General features: G+C 66.7%; 14 protein-coding genes and 3 pseudogenes. 15 read left to right on the forward strand and 2 right to left on the reverse strand.

Annotated features, from left to right (window positions below):
• Window positions 1-83: 83 nt before the first annotated feature.
• From CLG85_RS13065 to CLG85_RS13085, 5 genes and pseudogenes are all read left to right on the forward strand, one after another.
• Window positions 84-1,188 (forward strand): annotated as a pseudogene (locus CLG85_RS13065) (ABC transporter ATP-binding protein).
• Window positions 1,189-1,304: 116 nt separating this feature from the next.
• A complete protein-coding gene (locus CLG85_RS13070) occupies window positions 1,305-2,411 on the forward strand; it encodes an extracellular solute-binding protein (RefSeq protein ID WP_095881123.1) in 1,107 nt (368 codons plus the stop codon).
• 101 nt (window positions 2,412-2,512) lie between these two features.
• Entirely contained in the window at window positions 2,513-4,156 is a 1,644-nt protein-coding gene (locus CLG85_RS13075) for an ABC transporter permease (protein ID WP_095881122.1), read from the forward strand.
• A gap of 5 nt (window positions 4,157-4,161) precedes the next feature.
• Window positions 4,162-5,350: pseudogene (locus CLG85_RS13080) on the forward strand (ABC transporter permease).
• Between the two features lie 116 nt (window positions 5,351-5,466).
• A complete protein-coding gene (locus CLG85_RS13085; RefSeq protein ID WP_095881120.1) occupies window positions 5,467-6,717 on the forward strand; it encodes a PAS domain-containing protein in 1,251 nt (416 codons plus the stop codon).
• A 107-nt stretch (window positions 6,718-6,824) separates the two neighbouring features.
• Here CLG85_RS13085 and CLG85_RS13090 read toward each other — a convergent pair whose 3' ends face one another.
• Window positions 6,825-7,694, reverse strand: coding sequence for a branched-chain amino acid aminotransferase (locus tag CLG85_RS13090; RefSeq protein WP_095881119.1), 870 nt, complete (start codon window positions 7,692-7,694; stop codon window positions 6,825-6,827).
• A gap of 156 nt (window positions 7,695-7,850) precedes the next feature.
• Here CLG85_RS13090 and CLG85_RS13095 point away from each other — a divergent pair, with 156 nt between their 5' ends.
• From CLG85_RS13095 to queF, 10 genes and pseudogenes are all read left to right on the forward strand, one after another.
• The gene (locus CLG85_RS13095; RefSeq protein ID WP_095881118.1) at window positions 7,851-8,363 is read left to right on the forward strand and encodes a MarR family winged helix-turn-helix transcriptional regulator; all 513 of its coding nucleotides are present in this window, start codon (window positions 7,851-7,853) and stop codon (window positions 8,361-8,363) included.
• Window positions 8,360-9,064, forward strand: coding sequence for a response regulator (locus CLG85_RS13100; protein ID WP_095881117.1), 705 nt, complete (start codon window positions 8,360-8,362; stop codon window positions 9,062-9,064). The genes CLG85_RS13095 and CLG85_RS13100 overlap by 4 nt, the downstream gene beginning before the upstream one ends.
• Before the next feature lie 99 nt (window positions 9,065-9,163).
• The gene (locus CLG85_RS13105; RefSeq protein ID WP_260349052.1) at window positions 9,164-10,090 is read left to right on the forward strand and encodes a histone deacetylase family protein; all 927 of its coding nucleotides are present in this window, start codon (window positions 9,164-9,166) and stop codon (window positions 10,088-10,090) included.
• On the forward strand, window positions 10,087-10,329 hold the full coding sequence (locus CLG85_RS13110; RefSeq protein ID WP_095884190.1) for an exodeoxyribonuclease VII small subunit: 243 nt from the start codon (window positions 10,087-10,089) through the stop codon (window positions 10,327-10,329). Before CLG85_RS13105 ends, CLG85_RS13110 begins: the two co-directional genes overlap by 4 nt.
• Before the next feature lie 6 nt (window positions 10,330-10,335).
• Window positions 10,336-11,205, forward strand: coding sequence for a polyprenyl synthetase family protein (locus CLG85_RS13115; protein ID WP_260349053.1), 870 nt, complete (start codon window positions 10,336-10,338; stop codon window positions 11,203-11,205).
• 17 nt (window positions 11,206-11,222) lie between these two features.
• On the forward strand, window positions 11,223-13,148 hold the full coding sequence (gene dxs / locus CLG85_RS13120) for a 1-deoxy-D-xylulose-5-phosphate synthase (RefSeq protein ID WP_176476510.1): 1,926 nt from the start codon (window positions 11,223-11,225) through the stop codon (window positions 13,146-13,148).
• 243 nt (window positions 13,149-13,391) lie between these two features.
• Complete coding sequence (gene queC / locus CLG85_RS13125; protein ID WP_095883049.1) at window positions 13,392-14,093, forward strand: 7-cyano-7-deazaguanine synthase QueC; 702 nt, start codon at window positions 13,392-13,394, stop codon at window positions 14,091-14,093.
• The gene (locus CLG85_RS13130; protein WP_095883048.1) at window positions 14,093-14,461 is read left to right on the forward strand and encodes a 6-pyruvoyl trahydropterin synthase family protein; all 369 of its coding nucleotides are present in this window, start codon (window positions 14,093-14,095) and stop codon (window positions 14,459-14,461) included. The genes queC and CLG85_RS13130 overlap by 1 nt, the downstream gene beginning before the upstream one ends.
• Window position 14,462: 1 nt before the next feature.
• Window positions 14,463-15,171: pseudogene (gene queE / locus CLG85_RS13135) on the forward strand (7-carboxy-7-deazaguanine synthase QueE).
• A 24-nt stretch (window positions 15,172-15,195) separates the two neighbouring features.
• The gene (queF, locus tag CLG85_RS13140) at window positions 15,196-15,660 is read left to right on the forward strand and encodes a preQ(1) synthase (RefSeq protein WP_095883046.1); all 465 of its coding nucleotides are present in this window, start codon (window positions 15,196-15,198) and stop codon (window positions 15,658-15,660) included.
• Between the two features lie 82 nt (window positions 15,661-15,742).
• Here queF and CLG85_RS13145 read toward each other — a convergent pair.
• The coding region (locus CLG85_RS13145; RefSeq protein ID WP_260349055.1) for an SDR family oxidoreductase at window positions 15,743-16,377 on the reverse strand (635 nt) is incomplete at its 5' end.

Raw genomic sequence — 16,377 nt, forward strand, 5'->3', positions numbered from 1 at the left:
GTTGCAACACGGGTCGGGACGCGTTCTTATCTCCGGCAAGACAGCGGAGAAAAATCCGCGGAACACAAAACGGGGAGCCGGATTTGCCAGATACCGGGACAAGCGACGCGTTTGTCGCCTTTGAGCGCGTGCAAAAAAAGCTATGATGGCGAGACCCTTGTCGTCAAAGACCTGAACCTGAGCCTGCCGAAGGGCGAGTTCCTGACCATGCTGGGGCCGTCCGGTTCGGGCAAGACCACCTGCCTGATGATGCTGGCCGGTTTCGAGACCGCCACCCATGGCGAGATCAAGCTCGACGGCGTGTCGATCAACAACATTCCGCCGCACAAGCGCGGCATCGCCATGGTGTTCCAGAACTACGCGCTTTTCCCGCACATGACCGTCGCCGAGAACCTCAGCTTTCCGCTCGAGGTACGCAAGATCGGCAAGTCGGACCGCGAGGCCAAGGTCAAGCGGGCGCTCGACATGGTCGAGATGGGAGCCTTCGGCGGCCGCCGCCCGGCGCAGCTTTCAGGCGGTCAGCAGCAGCGTATCGCGTTGGCGCGGGCGCTGGTCTTCGAACCCGAGCTGGTGCTGATGGACGAGCCGCTCGGCGCGCTCGACAAGCAGCTGCGCGAGAAGATGCAGTTCGAGATCACCGATCTCGCGCATCGTCTGGGGATCACCGTCGTCTATGTGACCCACGACCAGACCGAGGCGCTGACCATGTCGGACCGCGTCGCCGTGTTCAACGACGGCCGGATCCAGCAGCTGGCGCCGCCGGACGTGCTCTATGAAGAGCCCGAGAACAGCTTCGTTGCGCAGTTCATCGGCGAGAACAACACGCTCGAGGGCACCATCGCAGAGATCAAGGGCGACACCTGCGTGGTCAAGCTCGACGGCGGCGAGGTGATCGACGCCAAGCCGGTCAACGTGACCAAGGTCGGCGAACGCACCCGTGTGTCGATCCGCCCCGAGCGCGTCGAGTACAACAAGGACCGCCTGCAGGAAGGCGCCCATACGCTCAAGGCCAAGGTGCTCGAGTTTATCTACATGGGCGACATCTTCCGCACCCGCCTGGACGTGGCCGGCAATCGCGATTTCATCATCAAGACCCGCAACGCGCCCGACCAGGCGCGGCTGACGCCGGGCACCGAGATCGAGATCGGCTGGCTACCTTCGGATTGCCGGGCACTCGACGCCAACTGATGTGAAACTGCCCGCGCTCTCCCGCGTCGGGCGGGTGGCGCGGGCCGGAAAGGTTCCGGCGGTCTGCCCGTGCCCCGGACTCCCAAATACACAACGGGCTATCAAGGGAGCTACCGATGAAACTGACCAAGACCCTCCTGGCCACGACCGCGCTCACGGTTGCCGCTGGCGCCGTGTCCGCGGAGGACATGGCCAACTCGATGACCATCGTTTCCTGGGGCGGTGCCTACCAGAACAGCCAGGTCAAAGCCTACTCCGAGCCCTACGCGGCGATGCACCCCGAGGTCAGCATCTCGTGGGATGAAAGCTCGGCTGAGGCCGTGGCCAAGCTGCGCGCGATGAACGAAGCCGGCAACATCACCTGGGATCTCGTGGACGTGGAAGCGGCGGACTCGATCCGCCTGTGCGACGAAGGCCTGGCGATGGAAGTCGATGTCGACGAGATGCTCGCACCGGGCGAGGACGGCTCGTCGGCCGAGGACGACTTCGGCGACTCGCTGATCTCGGACTGCTTCATCCCGCAGATCGTGTTCTCGACCACCGTCGGCTATCGCACGGACATGGTCGGCGACACGCCGCCCTCCGACATCTGCGCGATCTTCGATCTCGAGACCTACCCGGGCAAGCGGTCGCTGAACAAGCGTCCGCCGGCGAACATGGAATGGGCGCTGCTCTGCGACGGCGTTGCCAAGGAAGACATCTACGACGTGCTGGCGACCCCCGAGGGCCAGGACCGTGCGCTCGCCAAGCTGGATACCATCAAGGACCAGACCATCTGGTGGACCGCCGGCGCCGACACGCCGCAGCTGCTCGCCGACGGCGAGGTCGTCATGGGCTCGACCTACAACGGCCGCCTGTTCTCGGCGATCGCCGAGCAGAACCAGCCGATCGGCATGCTCTGGGACGCAGAGATGCTCGACTTCGACGGCTGGATCATCCCCGAGGGACTGCCCGAGGACCGTCTGGCCCGCGTTCTCGACTTCGTGAAGTTCGCGACCGACACCCAGCGCCTTGCTGACCAGGCCGCCTACATCTCCTATGGCCCGGCACGTGCCTCCTCGGCGCCGCTGGTCGGCAAGCACGCAGAGCTCGGCATCGACATGGCGCCGCACATGCCGACGGATCCGGCAAACGCGACCAACGTCTTCGTGACGCAGTACAGCTTCTGGTCCGACTACCGCGACGACATCGACGCCAAGTTCCAGGCGTGGCTCGCGAAGTAATCGCCTTATGCAAACCGGAGAGGGGCCTGCCGGGCCCCTCTCTGCACACCGGTCACACGACGGACCGAACAAGATAAGAAAATAGACCCGCAGGGGGTAGGATGACCGCTTCGACCACGGATCCGGAGAAAGACGCCAAGGGGCCGATGCTGGCCGCCGACGGCACGCCGCTGAAAAAGAGCCTTTCCCGGGCGCTGAGGGTGCAGAAGCTTCGCGCCCTGGCCCTGGTCGCGCCGCTCCTCATTTTCGTTCTGGTAACCTTCATCGCGCCGATCGCGGACATGCTGTTCCGCTCGGTCGAGAACCAGATCGTCTCGAATACCATGCCGAAGACCACCCGGGCTCTCGGTGACTGGGATGGCACGGACCTACCGCCCGACGCCGTCTTCGAAGACGCCTATTACGATCTCTTCGTGGCCGCCGAGCGCAAGGAGCACACCCGCCTTGGCTCGCGCCTGAACTACGAAATGACCGGCGCCTCCTCGCTGTTCCGCAAGTCGGGCCGTGGCCTGGATGACATCGGCGAGGTCTACCAGGACCAGTTCAAGGATCTCGACAAGAACTGGGACGAAGCCGAGCCCTGGGCCGAGATGATGGGCTCGGAAGACTGGCTGGAAAAGGAAGCCGCCTGGGAGAAGGGCGAACGCCTGCCGAAGTTCAGGCTGCGTGATGGGGTCGAGGAGATGCTGCCGCGCACTGCCGATCAGTATAGCGCCTTCGCCAGCTTCACCCACAACGAGGACCGCAAGTCGCTGCTCAAGGAAGAGCCCTGGTCGGCGGTGCACACCGCCCTCTACCAGGACCTCTCGACGCGGGACGTCTCGGGCTATTCCGGCCCGCATGCGGACATGTTGAAGGCCGCCGCCGCGCTGGTGGCCAGCCCCGAGTTCGAGACTGTCGACTTCAAGGAAGGCTTCGGCGAGATCGATAAGGACTGGCTCAAGCCGGCGATCTGGCGAACTCTGAAACTCTACGCGCCGAAATACACCTCGGGCTACTTCCTCAACTCGGTGGACATGAAGCTGACGCCGGAGGGGATCGAGAAGCGCCCTGAGAACGAACGCATCTACCTCACGCTGTTCAAGCGCACGCTGTTCATGAGCCTGGTGATCACCTGCAGCTGCATCCTGCTCGGCTACCCGGTCGCCTATATCCTGTCGAACCTGCCCTCGCGCCAGGCCAACCTGCTGATGATCCTCGTGCTGCTGCCGTTCTGGACCTCGCTCCTGGTGCGCACCTCGGCGTGGAAGATCATGCTGCAGCAGCAGGGCGTCATCAACGACGTGCTGGTGTGGATCGGCCTTGTCGCCGATGACAACCGCTTGGCGATGATCAACAACCAGACCGGCACGATCATCGCGATGACCCACATCCTGCTGCCCTTCATGATCCTGCCGATGTATTCGGTGATGTCGACAATCCCGAAGACCTACGTGCGGGCCGCGAAATCGCTGGGCGCGACTGATTGGACGACCTTTTGGCGGGTTTATTTCCCGCAATCGGTGCCGGGCATCGGCGCGGGCTCGATCCTCGTCTTCATCCTCGCCATCGGCTACTACATCACCCCCGAGATCGTCGGCGGCACCACCGGTACCTTCATCTCGAACCGGATCGCCTACCACATCTCGACCTCGCTGAACTGGGGCCTCGCGGCGGCGCTCGGCGCGATCCTCCTGGCGGTGGTGCTGCTGCTCTACTGGGCCTACGACCGCATCGTCGGCATCGACAACGTGAAGCTGGGGTAACGGCTATGAGCAACGTCATTCTCACGCCCGCCATCAAGAAGCCCCTCTCGCTGACCGTGCCGGTGCTCGCCGCCGCAGGGGCCTTTGCCGGCATCTTCATCGGTGCGTCCAACGGCTCGGTGCTGCTCGGCATCGTGCTCGGCGCGCTGGTCATGGCCGGTTTCGCCTTCGCCGCCATGTCGCTGTCGAAGGATCTGGAGAAGCCCCTGCGCTGGGGCATCATCGCCGTCTTCGCGCTGCTGGGCTTTCTCGCCGGGGGCGTCTCGGGGGGGGCTCGTCGGAGCGCTCTTCGGCTGGTTCTTCGGCTGGTTCACCTACTGGACCGGCTTCGGCCGCTACCGAGTGCCGCTGGTGCCCTATCTCTCGTCGGGACAGGTGCTCTGGCACTACAGCTTCCGGGTGATCTGCGGCGCGATCTTCATCTTCCTGATCACGCCGATCCTGGTGGTCATGCCGCTGTCGTTCAACGCGCAGGACTTCTTCACCTTCACCCCCGAGATGCTGCACTTCGACCCGGCGGGATACTCGCTCAAGCACTACCGCGACTTCTTCACCAATCCCGAATGGACCGGCGCGGTGAAGAACTCGCTGATCATCGCGCCGCTGGCGACGATCATCTCGGTGAGCCTCGGCACGCTGGCGGCCATCGGCCTGTCGCAGAGCCACGTGCCCGGCAAGCGGGCGATCATGGCGATCCTGATCTCGCCGATGATCGTGCCGCTGATCATCTCGGCCACCGGCATGTATTTCTTCTATTCGAAGATAAACATCGTCGGCACGCTCTGGGGCGTGGTGCTGGCGCATGCGGTGCTGGGCATTCCTTTCGTGATCATCACCGTCACCGCGACGCTGGTTGGCTTCGACCGCAGCCTCGTGCGGGCGGCGGCGAACATGGGCGCGAACCCGGTGACCACCTTCTTCCGGGTGCAGATGCCGCTGATCCTGCCGGGGGTTATCTCGGGTGCGCTCTTTGCCTTCATCACCTCCTTCGACGAGGTGGTCGTGGTGCTCTTCATCGGCTCGGCCGAGTTGCAGACCCTGCCCTGGCAGATGTTCACCGGCCTGCGCGAGCAGCTCTCGCCGACCATCCTCGCGGCGGCGACGGTATTGGTGGCGATCTCGATCCTGCTGCTGGCGACGGTCGAGATGCTGCGCCGCCGCTCCGAGCGCCTGCGGGGCATGTCGCCGGGCTGAGAGCGCGCCGCTGCGAAATGATACCGGAGAGCCGCGGATTTCCGCGGCTCTTCACGTTTCGGAAACCCCGGCCGGGGCATGCTGCGCCGACACCCTCTCCCAGCCGCGTGGCCCTCATGACCCAACACGATTCCCAGCTCATCGCGCAAACCCGCAATAGCACCGTTGGCGAGGTGCCTTTCGAGCTCAAGGACCTGTTCTTCTCGCGCACCGATGATCGTGGGGTGATCATCCACGGCAACAGCGTGTTCCGAAAGATCTCGGGCTACATGTGGGAAGAGCTGAAAGGTGCGCCGCACAAGCTTGTGCGCCATCCCGATATGCCCAAGGGGGTGTTCCAGCTCTACTGGGACAAGCTGAAGGCCGGGGATTACGTCGCCGCCTACGTGAAGAACAAGGCCAAGGACGGGCGCTACTACTGGGTGCTCGCCGTCGCCTGGCCGATCGCGGGGGGCTATATCTCGGTCCGGGTGAAGCCTTGCTGCGGGCTGCTTGAGCAGGTGAAGGACATGTATGCTCGACTGCGCGAGGCGGAGACGGGGCAGGGAGTGACCCCATCGCGCAGCAAGGACATGCTGCTGGCCGAGGTCGCGGAGCTTGGCTACACCTCGTACGAGGGGTTCATGACCGCCGCGCTCGCGCAGGAACTGGAGGCCCGTGCGCAGCGCATGGGCACCAAGCTCGGGCCGCGGCAGCTACGCTTTATGACCATGGCCAAGACCATCCTGCAAATCCGCGAGGAAACCGACCGGATGACCGAAATCATCAAGGCGATCCGCACGGTGCCGATGAACATGCGCATCCTGGCCTCGCGGCTGGAAAACGCCGGCGGACCGATCAGCGCCATCTCGGTCAACTACGGCTCCATGCTCGACGAGATGGCGGCCTGGGTGCGCGGCTTCGTCGAGGGCGAGGACAGCACCTACATGCGCATGGCGACCACGATCCAGGAGGGGCAGTTCCTGGTCTATGCGGGCAGCTTGCAGGCCGAGATGTCGGCGATCTTCCAGGAAGACGTGCGCCACGCTGCCGCCAAGGAAGACGTGATCCGCGACAAGGAAACCCTGATCGCCGAGGAGATCGCCTTTCAGAAAGCCGCTATCGACGCACTCAAAGTCGTCGAGATCGAGGCGACGCGGCTCGGGCGGTCGGTGCTGGATATGAAGCGCTATGTCACCGGGCTCAGCTCCACGCGCATGATGTGCAAGATCGAGAGCGCGGCGCTCAGCGGCACCGGCGACTCGCTGGCCGGGATCGTCGACCAGCTCGACGCGGGGCAGGATGAGATCGAGGCACGGCTCGCCCGGATTGTCGAGTTGAACACGGTTATCCAGTCCAACACGGCGATGCTGCGCGCGATGAGCTGACTTGCCCGCGAAGGCGGGACGTCCAAATGCAAACGGCCCGCGCAGGGCGCGGGCCGTTGTCGGGATGCGAAGCCCGGGGGAGGGGCCGGAGCCCCTCAAGCGGCCGCTTACGAGCGGACCAGCTTTTCGTAGGTCTCGGCGATGTCGCGGGTCAGCGCGCCGACCTCGAATGTGTAATCGCCAATCTGGCCGACGGGGGTCACCTCGGCGGCGGTGCCGGTCAGCCAGCACTGCTCGAAGCCTTCCATCTCCTCGGGCTTGATGTGGCGCTCATGCACGGTGATGCCCTTTTCCTTCAGCAGCTTGATCACCGTCTGACGGGTCAGGCCGTTGAGGAAGCAGTCGGGCGTCGGCGTGTGCACTTCGCCATCCTTCACGAAAAAGATGTTGGCGCCGGTCGCCTCGGCCACATAGCCGCGGTAGTCCATGAAAAGCGCGTCCGAACAGCCCTTGGCTTCGGCGGCGTGCTTCGAGGTGGTGCAGATCATGTAGAGACCGGCCGCCTTGGCGTGGACCGGGATCGTCTCCGGGCTCGGGCGTTTCCATTTCGCGATGTCGAGCTTGGCGCCCTTCATCTTGGCGTCGCCATAGTAGTTGCCCCAGGCCCAGGCGGCGATCGCCAGACGCACCGGGTTGCGCGCCGAGGCGACGCCCATGTCCTGACCCGCGCCGCGCCAGGCCACCGCCCGGACGTAAGCGTCGGTAAAGCCGTTGGCCTTCAGCACCGCGTCCTTGGCCGCGTCGATCTCTTCAACCGAGTAAGGGATGGTGAAATCGAGCTCGCCTGCCGAGAAATGCAGCCGCTTCGAATGCTCGTGGCCGAGGAAGATCTTGCCGTTGTAGGCTCGCTCGCCCTCGAAGACCGAGCTCGCGTAATGCAGCGCATGCGTCAGGACGTGTACCTTGGCATCCCGCCATTCCACCATCTGGCCATCCATCCAGATCTTGCCGTCGCGATCGTCGAAAGCTCCGTCCATGGGTCATCTCCTTCACATAGGCGCTTTGCATTAGTTGCGCTCTTTAGGTCCGACATGGACATAATGTTGCGCAAAAACTGCGACTCGCTAACAGTTCGCTATTGGAATGTCAACAACGCTGACTTAAAGTGCAGAAAACGAACGCAGAGGGTTTTTATGGCAGACGCGTCCGCAAGTCAGGTTCTGGGTGGTGAGTCGCTGCTCTATCTGACGGATGAGCAACTGCGGCAGGGGATCGAAGCGATGTTCTTCGCCTATCGCGGGTTCACCGCCGACCCGGACCGTATCCTGCAAGGGCTCAGCTACGGCCGGGCGCATCACCGCGCGATCCATTTCATCCATTGCGCGCCGGGCACCACGGTCAACAACCTGCTCAACATTCTGGGCGTCACCAAGCAGTCGCTCAACCGGGTGCTGCGCACGCTGGTCGAAGACGGGCTGGTCGAAAGCCGGATCGGCCGCGCCGACAAGCGCGAGCGCCATCTCTACTTGACCGAGGCCGGGGACGCGCTTGAAAAGCAGCTCTCGGACGCGCAACGCGCACGGATGCGGTCTGCCTACCGGCAGGTCGGCCCCGAGGCGGTGGCGGGCTTCAAGCAGGTGCTCGAGGCGATGATGGACCCCGAGATGCAGCGCCAGTACCAAAGACTCCGGGAGAACCGCGGATGAGCGATCCAGACGCGCATCTTCTGATTGTCGACGACGACGAGCGGATCCGGAGCCTGCTGCAGAAGTTCCTGATCCGCCACGGCTTTCTTGTCAGCGCAGCGCGCGACGCGGCCCATGCGCGGCGGCTGATGGCCGGGCTCGATTTCGACCTCATCGTGCTCGACGTCATGATGCCGGGCGAGGATGGCATCAGCCTCACCCGCGCCATCCGCGAGACCCGCCACACGCCGATCATGCTGCTCACCGCGCGCGGCGAGACCGAGGACCGGATCGCCGGGCTCGAGGCTGGGGCGGATGACTACCTGCCGAAACCCTTCGAGCCGAAGGAGCTGCTGCTGCGGATCAACGCCATCCTGCGCCGCATGCCCGAGAGCCCGGTCTCCGAGGCGTTGCAGCCCAAGCTGCTGACGCTCGGCCCCATCCGCTACGACATCGAGCGTGGCGAGATGTGGCACGGCGACGACCTGGTGCGGCTGACCGCGACCGAGAGCCAGCTGATGCGCATCTTCTCGGCCAAGCCCGGTGAGGCGCTGAGCCGCACGCGGCTGGTCGAGGAACTCGGCCGCGACAAGGGGCAGGCGCAGGAGCGCGCGGTTGATGTGCAGATCACCCGCCTGCGCCGCAAGATCGAGAACGACCCGAAGCAGCCGCGCTACCTGCAGACCGTGCGCGGCGCGGGCTACATGCTGGCCCCTGACTGAGCGCGGCAGGAGGAGGTCCGCCACTCGGCTCACCTCCCCTTGTTCCTGCAGCGGAATCACGCTCTCTTGCACCGGACCCACAACCGGAGGAGGGCCGCAATGGGCTGCGCGTTGATCACCCATGCCGACTGTCTCGACCACCTGACCCCCGACGGCCACCCCGAGCAGGTGGCCCGGCTCGACCACGTGCTGCACGCCTTGCAGGGGCTCGACCTTCTGCGTCTCGCCGCGCCGCGCTGCGAGGATCGCGACATCCTTCGGGTCCACCCGCAGGCCTATCTCGACCGGCTGATCGCGGCGCTTCCCGGCGAGGGGCTGATCCCGCTCGACGAGGACACCTGGTTCTCGCCGCGCTCGCTCGAGGCAGCGCGCCGCGCGGTCGGCGGCGCGGTGCGGGCGGTGGATGCGGTCCTGGCGGGAGAGGCGAAGACCGCCTTCTGCGCCACCCGCCCGCCGGGCCACCACGCCGAGGCCGAGACCCCCATGGGCTTTTGTCTCTTCGGCAATGCCGCCATCGCGGCGAAACACGCGCTAGACCACCACGGGCTTGAGCGCGTTGCCGTCGTCGACTTCGACGTGCACCACGGCAACGGCACGCAGGCGCTGCTCTGGGACGAGCCGCGCGCCCTGGTCATCACCTCGCAGCAATACCCGCTCTGGCCGGGCACCGGGGCGGCCGACGAGACCGGCGGGCATCACAATGTGCTCAACCTGCCGTTGCCACCGGGCAGCGGCGGGGCCGAGATGCGTGCTGCCTATGCGGCGCAGGCCTTCCCGCGGCTGGACGCCTTCCGGCCCGATCTCGTCATCCTCTCGGCCGGCTTCGACGCCCATGCCGACGACCCGCTGGCCGAGCTCAACTGGCGCGAGGAGGACTTCGCCTGGCTCACCCGCGAGCTCTGCCGGATCGCGCAGGGCTCTGCGCAGGGGCGGGTGGTCTCGGTTCTCGAAGGTGGTTATGATCTGCGCGCGCTCGCGGACTCGGCCCGGGTGCACGTACAAGAATTGATCGAGGCAGGCAGATGACTGACACCCCCGTTGCGGAGATGAGCTTTGAACAGGCAATGGCGGAGCTCGAGCAGGTGGTGACCCAGCTCGAACGCGGCGAGGTGGCGCTGGAGGAGTCGATCTCGCTCTACCAGCGCGGCAGCGAGCTGCGGAAGCACTGCGAGACCAAGCTCAAGGCGGCCGAGGAAAAGGTCGCCGCGATTACCCTCGACGCGAACGGCGAGCCCACGGGCACCAAGCCGGTCGAGGGGCTCTGACCCCCCATGTTTGCGGAATCCCTGGTTGGTGCGGCGGCGGCAGTCGCCGCCCACCTCGAAAGCGTTCTGGACGAGCACGAGGCGCTGCCCGTGGTCGAGGCCATGGGCTATGCCACCAGAGGTGGCAAGGCGCTGCGCGGCTACCTGGTGCTGGAATCGGCACGGCTGCACGGCGTGCCCGAGGGCCACGCGATCTGGCCCGCCTGCGCCATCGAGGCGGTGCACGCCTATTCGCTGGTGCATGACGATCTGCCGTGCATGGACAATGACGACCTGCGCCGCGGCCTGCCTACGGTGCACCGCAAGTGGGATGAGGCGACGGCGGTCCTCGCCGGGGATGCGCTGCAGGCGCTCGGCTTCGAGCTGGTGACCGACGCGCGCTGCCATCCCTCGGGCGAGGTGCGTGCCGATCTCGCGCTGTCGCTGGCCCGCGCCGCCGGGGCGCGCGGCATGGTCATGGGGCAGGCGCTCGACATGGCCGCCGAGGCCACCGACGTGCCGCTCGACCTGGCGCAGATCATCGCGCTGCAGGCGGGCAAGACCGGGGCGCTGATCCGCTGGTCCGCCGAGGCCGGGGCACGCCTGGCCGAGGTCGATCCCGCGCCGCTCACCGCTTACGCGGACCGGCTCGGCCTCGCCTTCCAGATCGCCGACGACATCCTCGACGTCGAGGGCGACGCGGCCATGATGGGCAAGGCGGTGGGCAAAGACGCCGGGCGCGGCAAGGCCACCTTCGTCTCGCTGCTCGGGCTCGATGCCGCGAAGCTGCGCGCGCGGCAATTGGTGGACGAGGCCTGCGACGCGCTATCTCCCTATGCAGACCGGGCGGAAAACTTGCGGGCCGCGGCCCGCTTCGTTATCTCCCGCAGCAACTGACGCCAGAGGTGCACCCCATGTCCTCCCGCCCCGAGACCCCCGTGCTCGACCGTGTGACCACGCCCGCCGATCTCAAGCGGCTCTCGGATGACGAGCTGATCCGTCTCGCCCATGAGTTGCGCACCGAAACCATTTCGGCTGTTTCCGAAACGGGTGGCCACCTCGGCGCGGGGCTCGGCGTGGTGGAGCTGACCGTGGCGCTGCACGCGGTCTTCGACACGCCGCGCGACAAGCTGATCTGGGACGTCTCGCATCAGTGCTATCCGCACAAGATCCTCACCGGTCGCCGCGACCGCATCCGCACGCTGCGCATGAAGGATGGCCTCTCGGGCTTCGCGAAACGCTCCGAGAGCCCCTATGACCCCTTCGGCGCCGGCCACAGCTCGACCTCGATCAGCGCCGCGCTCGGCTTTGCCATGGCGCGCGAGCTGGGCGGCAGCTGCGAGACCGGCCTTGGCGATGCCATTGCGGTGATCGGCGACGGCTCGATGTCGGCGGGCATGGCGTTCGAGGCGATGAACAACGCCGGCCACCTCGGCAAGCGGCTGATCGTCATCCTCAACGACAACGAGATGTCTATCGCGCCGCCGACCGGCGCGCTGTCGTCCTATCTCAACCGGCTCTATGCCGAGGCCCCCTTCCACGACCTCAAGGCCGCCGCCAAGGGTGCGGTGAACCTGCTGCCGCCGCCCTTCCGCGAGGGCGCCAAGCGGGCCAAGGACGTGCTGAAGTCGATGACCGTGGGCGGCACGCTCTTCGAGGAGCTGGGCTTCTCCTACGTTGGTCCGATCGACGGGCACGACCTGCACCAGCTCCTGCCGGTGCTGCGCACGGTGAAGGCGCGGGCCACCGGGCCGATCCTGATCCACGTGCTGACCAAGAAGGGCAAGGGCTACGCCCCGGCCGAGGGCTCGGCCGACCGCGGGCATGCCCGCGCCAAGTTCGACGTGGTCACCGGCGAGCAGAAGAAGGCGCCCTCCAATGCGCCGGCCTACACCAAGGTCTTCGCTCAGACGCTGACCCGGCTCGCCGCCGCGGACCCGCGCATCTGCGCGGTGACCGCCGCCATGCCCGACGGCACCGGGCTCGACCTTATGGCCGAGCGTTTCCCGGACAGGGTCTTCGACGTGGGTATCGCCGAGCAGCACGGGGTGACCTTCTCCGCCGGCCTCGCCGCCGGCGGGATGAAACCCTTCTGCGCGATGTATTCGACCTTCCTGCAGCGCGGCTACGACCAGGTGGTGCACGACGTGGCGATCCAGCGCCTGCCGGTGCGTTTCGCCATCGACCGCGCCGGGCTGGTGGGCGCCGATGGCGCGACCCACGCCGGGGCCTATGACGTCGCCTTCATGGCCAACCTGCCGGGCATGGTGGTCATGGCCGCCGCCGACGAGGCCGAGTTGGTCAACATGGTGGCCACTGCCGCCGCGCATGACGAGGGGCCCATCGCCTTCCGCTACCCGCGCGGCGAAGGTGTGGGTGTCGAGCTGCCCGAGACCCCGCAGATCCTGCCGATCGGCAAGGGCCGCATGATCCGGACCGGCAGCCGGGTGGCGATCCTCAGCTTCGGCACGCGGCTGCAGGAGGTGCTCAGGGCCTGCGAGACGCTCGAGGCGCGCGGCATCTCCCCGACCGTCGCCGACGCCCGCTTCGCCAAGCCGCTGGACCGCGAGCTGATCCTCCAGCTCGCACAGGACCACGAGGCGCTGATCACCATCGAGGAGGGCGCGGTGGGCGGCTTCGGCAGCCATGTCGCGCAGCTCCTGTCTGACGAGGGCGTCTTCGACCACGGGCTGAAGTTCCGCTCGATGGTGCTGCCGGACACCTTCATCGACCACTCCAGCCCCGCCGACATGTACGCGACGGCCGGCCTCAACGCCGAGCAGATCGAGGAGAAGGTCCTCACCACGCTCGGCGTCGACATCCTCAACAAGCGCGCCTGACCGCAGGCCGGGCGCGCCCCTGCGTCTTTCTTCTAGGCAGAAATATCCCGGGGGTGAGCCCGCAGGGCGAGGGGGCAGCGCACCCTCTCTTCGGCGTCGCCCCCTCCCTTCCGCATCGCCCTGCCGGCGTCCACACGCTTGCGTGTCGGCGCGCCCAAGACCCTTGCCCCGTGGCGCCCGACCCGTTAGGACGCGCCTCACACCGGTCGCAGCCTACCCGGTCATCAAAACAAGGGTTCAAACATGAAGACTATCGTCATCTGCTCCGGCGGACTGGATTCCGTCTCGCTCGCCCATATGGTCGCAGCCGAACAAGAGCTCACCCGCCTCGTTTCCTTCGACTACGGCCAACGCCACGCCAAGGAGCTGGACTTCGCGCAGGCCGCCGCCGCGCGGCTCGGCGTGCCGTTCCAGCGCATCGACATGCGCGGCATCGGCGCGGCGCTTACCGGCTCGGCGCTGACCTCGGACATCGACGTGCCCGACGGGCATTACGCCGAAGAGACCATGCGCATCACCGTGGTCCCCAACCGCAACGCCATCATGCTGGCCATCGCGTTCGGCGTCGCCGCGGCCAATGGCGACGAGGCGGTTGCCACCGCCGTGCATGGCGGGGACCATTTCATCTACCCAGACTGCCGCCCCGGCTTCACCCGCGCCTTCGAGACCATGCAGCGCCATGCGCTGGAGGGCTACGCCGACGTGCAGTTCTACACGCCCTTCGTCGAACGCACCAAGGCCGACATCGTCACCGAGGGAGCAAAGCACGGCACGCCCTTCGAGAAGACCTGGTCCTGCTACAAGGGCGGCGAGGTGCACTGCGGCTGCTGCGGCACCTGTGTCGAGCGGCGCGAGGCCTTCCACCTCGCGGGCATCGAGGATCCCACGGTCTACGCCGATCCTGATTTCTGGGTGCGGGCCGTGGCCAGCCGGGAGGAGGTGTGATGTTCCGGATCAGCAAGGAATTCCACTTCTCTGCCTCGCACCAGTTGACGCATCTGCCCGAAGGTCACCAATGCGCCCGGATGCACGGCCACAATTACATCGTCGTGGTCGAACTGGCGGCGCGCGAGCTCAACGCGGACGGTTTCGTGCGCGACTACCACGAGCTGGCGCCGCTCAAGGCCTATATCGACGAATGCTTCGACCACCGGCATCTCAACGACGTGCTGAACGTCGCTTCGACCGCCGAGAACCTCGCGCTGCATTTCTACGAGTGGTGCGCCGCGCGCTGGCCCGAGACCGCCTCGGTCAGGGTCAGCGAGACGCCGAAGACCTGGGCCGAGTACCGGCCCGCGCCGCTGGCGGCCTGACATGGTGCTGCGCATAGCCGAGATCTTCGGCCCGACGATCCAGGGCGAGGGCGCGCTGATCGGCGAGCCCACCGTCTTTGTCCGCGCGGGTGGCTGCGACTACCGCTGCAGCTGGTGCGACAGCCTGCACGCCGTGGACAGCGCCTTTCGCCACAGCTGGACCCCGATGAGCGACGCCGAGGTCTGGGCCGAGGTCACGCGCCTGTCGGGCGGGCGGCCGATCACCGTCTCGCTCAGCGGCGGCAACCCGGCGATCCAGGATTTCGGCCCGGTGGTCGAGATGGGCCGGGCAGAGGGCTACCGCTTCGCCTGCGAGACGCAAGGGTCGGTGGCACGCCCGTGGTTCGGGCGGCTCGACACCCTGGTGCTCAGCCCGAAGCCGCCGTCGAGCGGCGAGACGGTGGACTGGGACAGCTTCGCGGATTGCGTCGCGGCGGGGCAGGCTGCGCGGCAGGTGGTGATGAAGATCGTCATCTTCGACGCCGCCGATTACGCTTGGGCCAAGGACGCCCATGCCCGGCACCCCGAGCTTCCGCTCTACCTGCAGCCCGGCAATCCCGAAGTCGATCCCGAGGTGCCGGTCGATCCGCAGAGCCTCGCCGACCGGCTGCTCTGGCTCACCGAGACCGCCACCGCCGACGGCTGGTTCACCCCCCCGCATCCTGCCGCAGCTGCATGTGCTCCTCTGGGGCAACAAGCGCGGCGTCTGACTTCCCATTTCCGGAGATCCCGAAATGACCGACAGCATCTACAGCAACCTCAAGCAACTCGGCGGTGCTACGGTGCTGCCCGCCTCGCCCGAGGAGGCCGAGCTGGAGCGGGTGCCCAACCCGCAGGCCGACGTGGCCTACAACGTGCGCTTCACCGCGCCCGAGTTCACCTCGCTCTGCCCGATGACCGGCCAGCCCGACTTCGCCCACCTGGTCATCGACTACGTACCGGGGGCCTGGCTGGTCGAGAGCAAGGCGCTGAAGCTCTACCTCGGTGCGTTCCGCAACCATGGCGCCTTCCACGAGGATTGCACCATCTCGATCGCCCGGCGGCTGGTCGGCTTCCTTGAGCCGCAATGGCTGCGCATCGGCGGCTACTGGTATCCGCGCGGCGGCATCCCGATCGATGTTTTCTACCAGACCGGCCCGATCCCCGAGGGGGTGTGGATCCCCGACCAGGGCGTGCCGCCCTACCGTGGGCGCGGCTGAGAGGGGGGATTTGGGGGCGCCGCCCCCGCCCGCCCATGGCGGGCTCCCCGGGGATATTTTCACCTAGAAGAAAGGGCTGGCCTCAGCCCTCCTCGGCGAGCAGGGCAGCGAGGCCTGCCCGGTAGTCGGGGTAGAGCAGCGTGACGCCCAGCTCGTCCTTGATGCGGTCGTTCCGCACGCGCTTGTTCTCGGCGTAGAAACTGCGGGCCATCGGACTCATCTCGGCGGCATCGAAGGCGACCTCGGGCGGGGGCGGCAGGTCCAGAAGCTCGGCGGCGTGCTGCAGCACTTCCTCGGGCGGGGCCGGGTCGTCGTCGCAGAGGTTGTAGATGGCGCCGGGGCGGGGGTGGCGGATCGAGGCCTCGAGCACCTGCGCGATATCCTCGACGTGGATGCGGCTGAACACCTGCCCCGGCTTGACGATGCGCCGCGCCGTGCCCTGGCGGACCTTTTCGAAGGGGCCGCGACCGGGGCCGTAGATGCCCGCGAGCCGGAAGATGTGCAGCGGCAGCCCGTCGATGGCCTGCCAGGCCGCCTCGGCCTCGGCGCGGGCCTTGCCGCGCGCCGTGGTGGGGGTGAGGGGCGTGTCCTCGTCGACCCAGTCGCCGCCGTGATCGCCGTAGACCCCGGTGGTCGAGAGATAGCCGACCCAGTCGAGCGCCGGGGCGCGTCGGGCGAGGGCGGGGCCGATCTCGGGCCAGCGCGGGATCGCCGCCG

Source organism: Alloyangia mangrovi (genome assembly GCF_002300555.2).
Taxonomy (GTDB): Bacteria; Pseudomonadota; Alphaproteobacteria; order Rhodobacterales; family Rhodobacteraceae; genus Salipiger; species Salipiger mangrovi.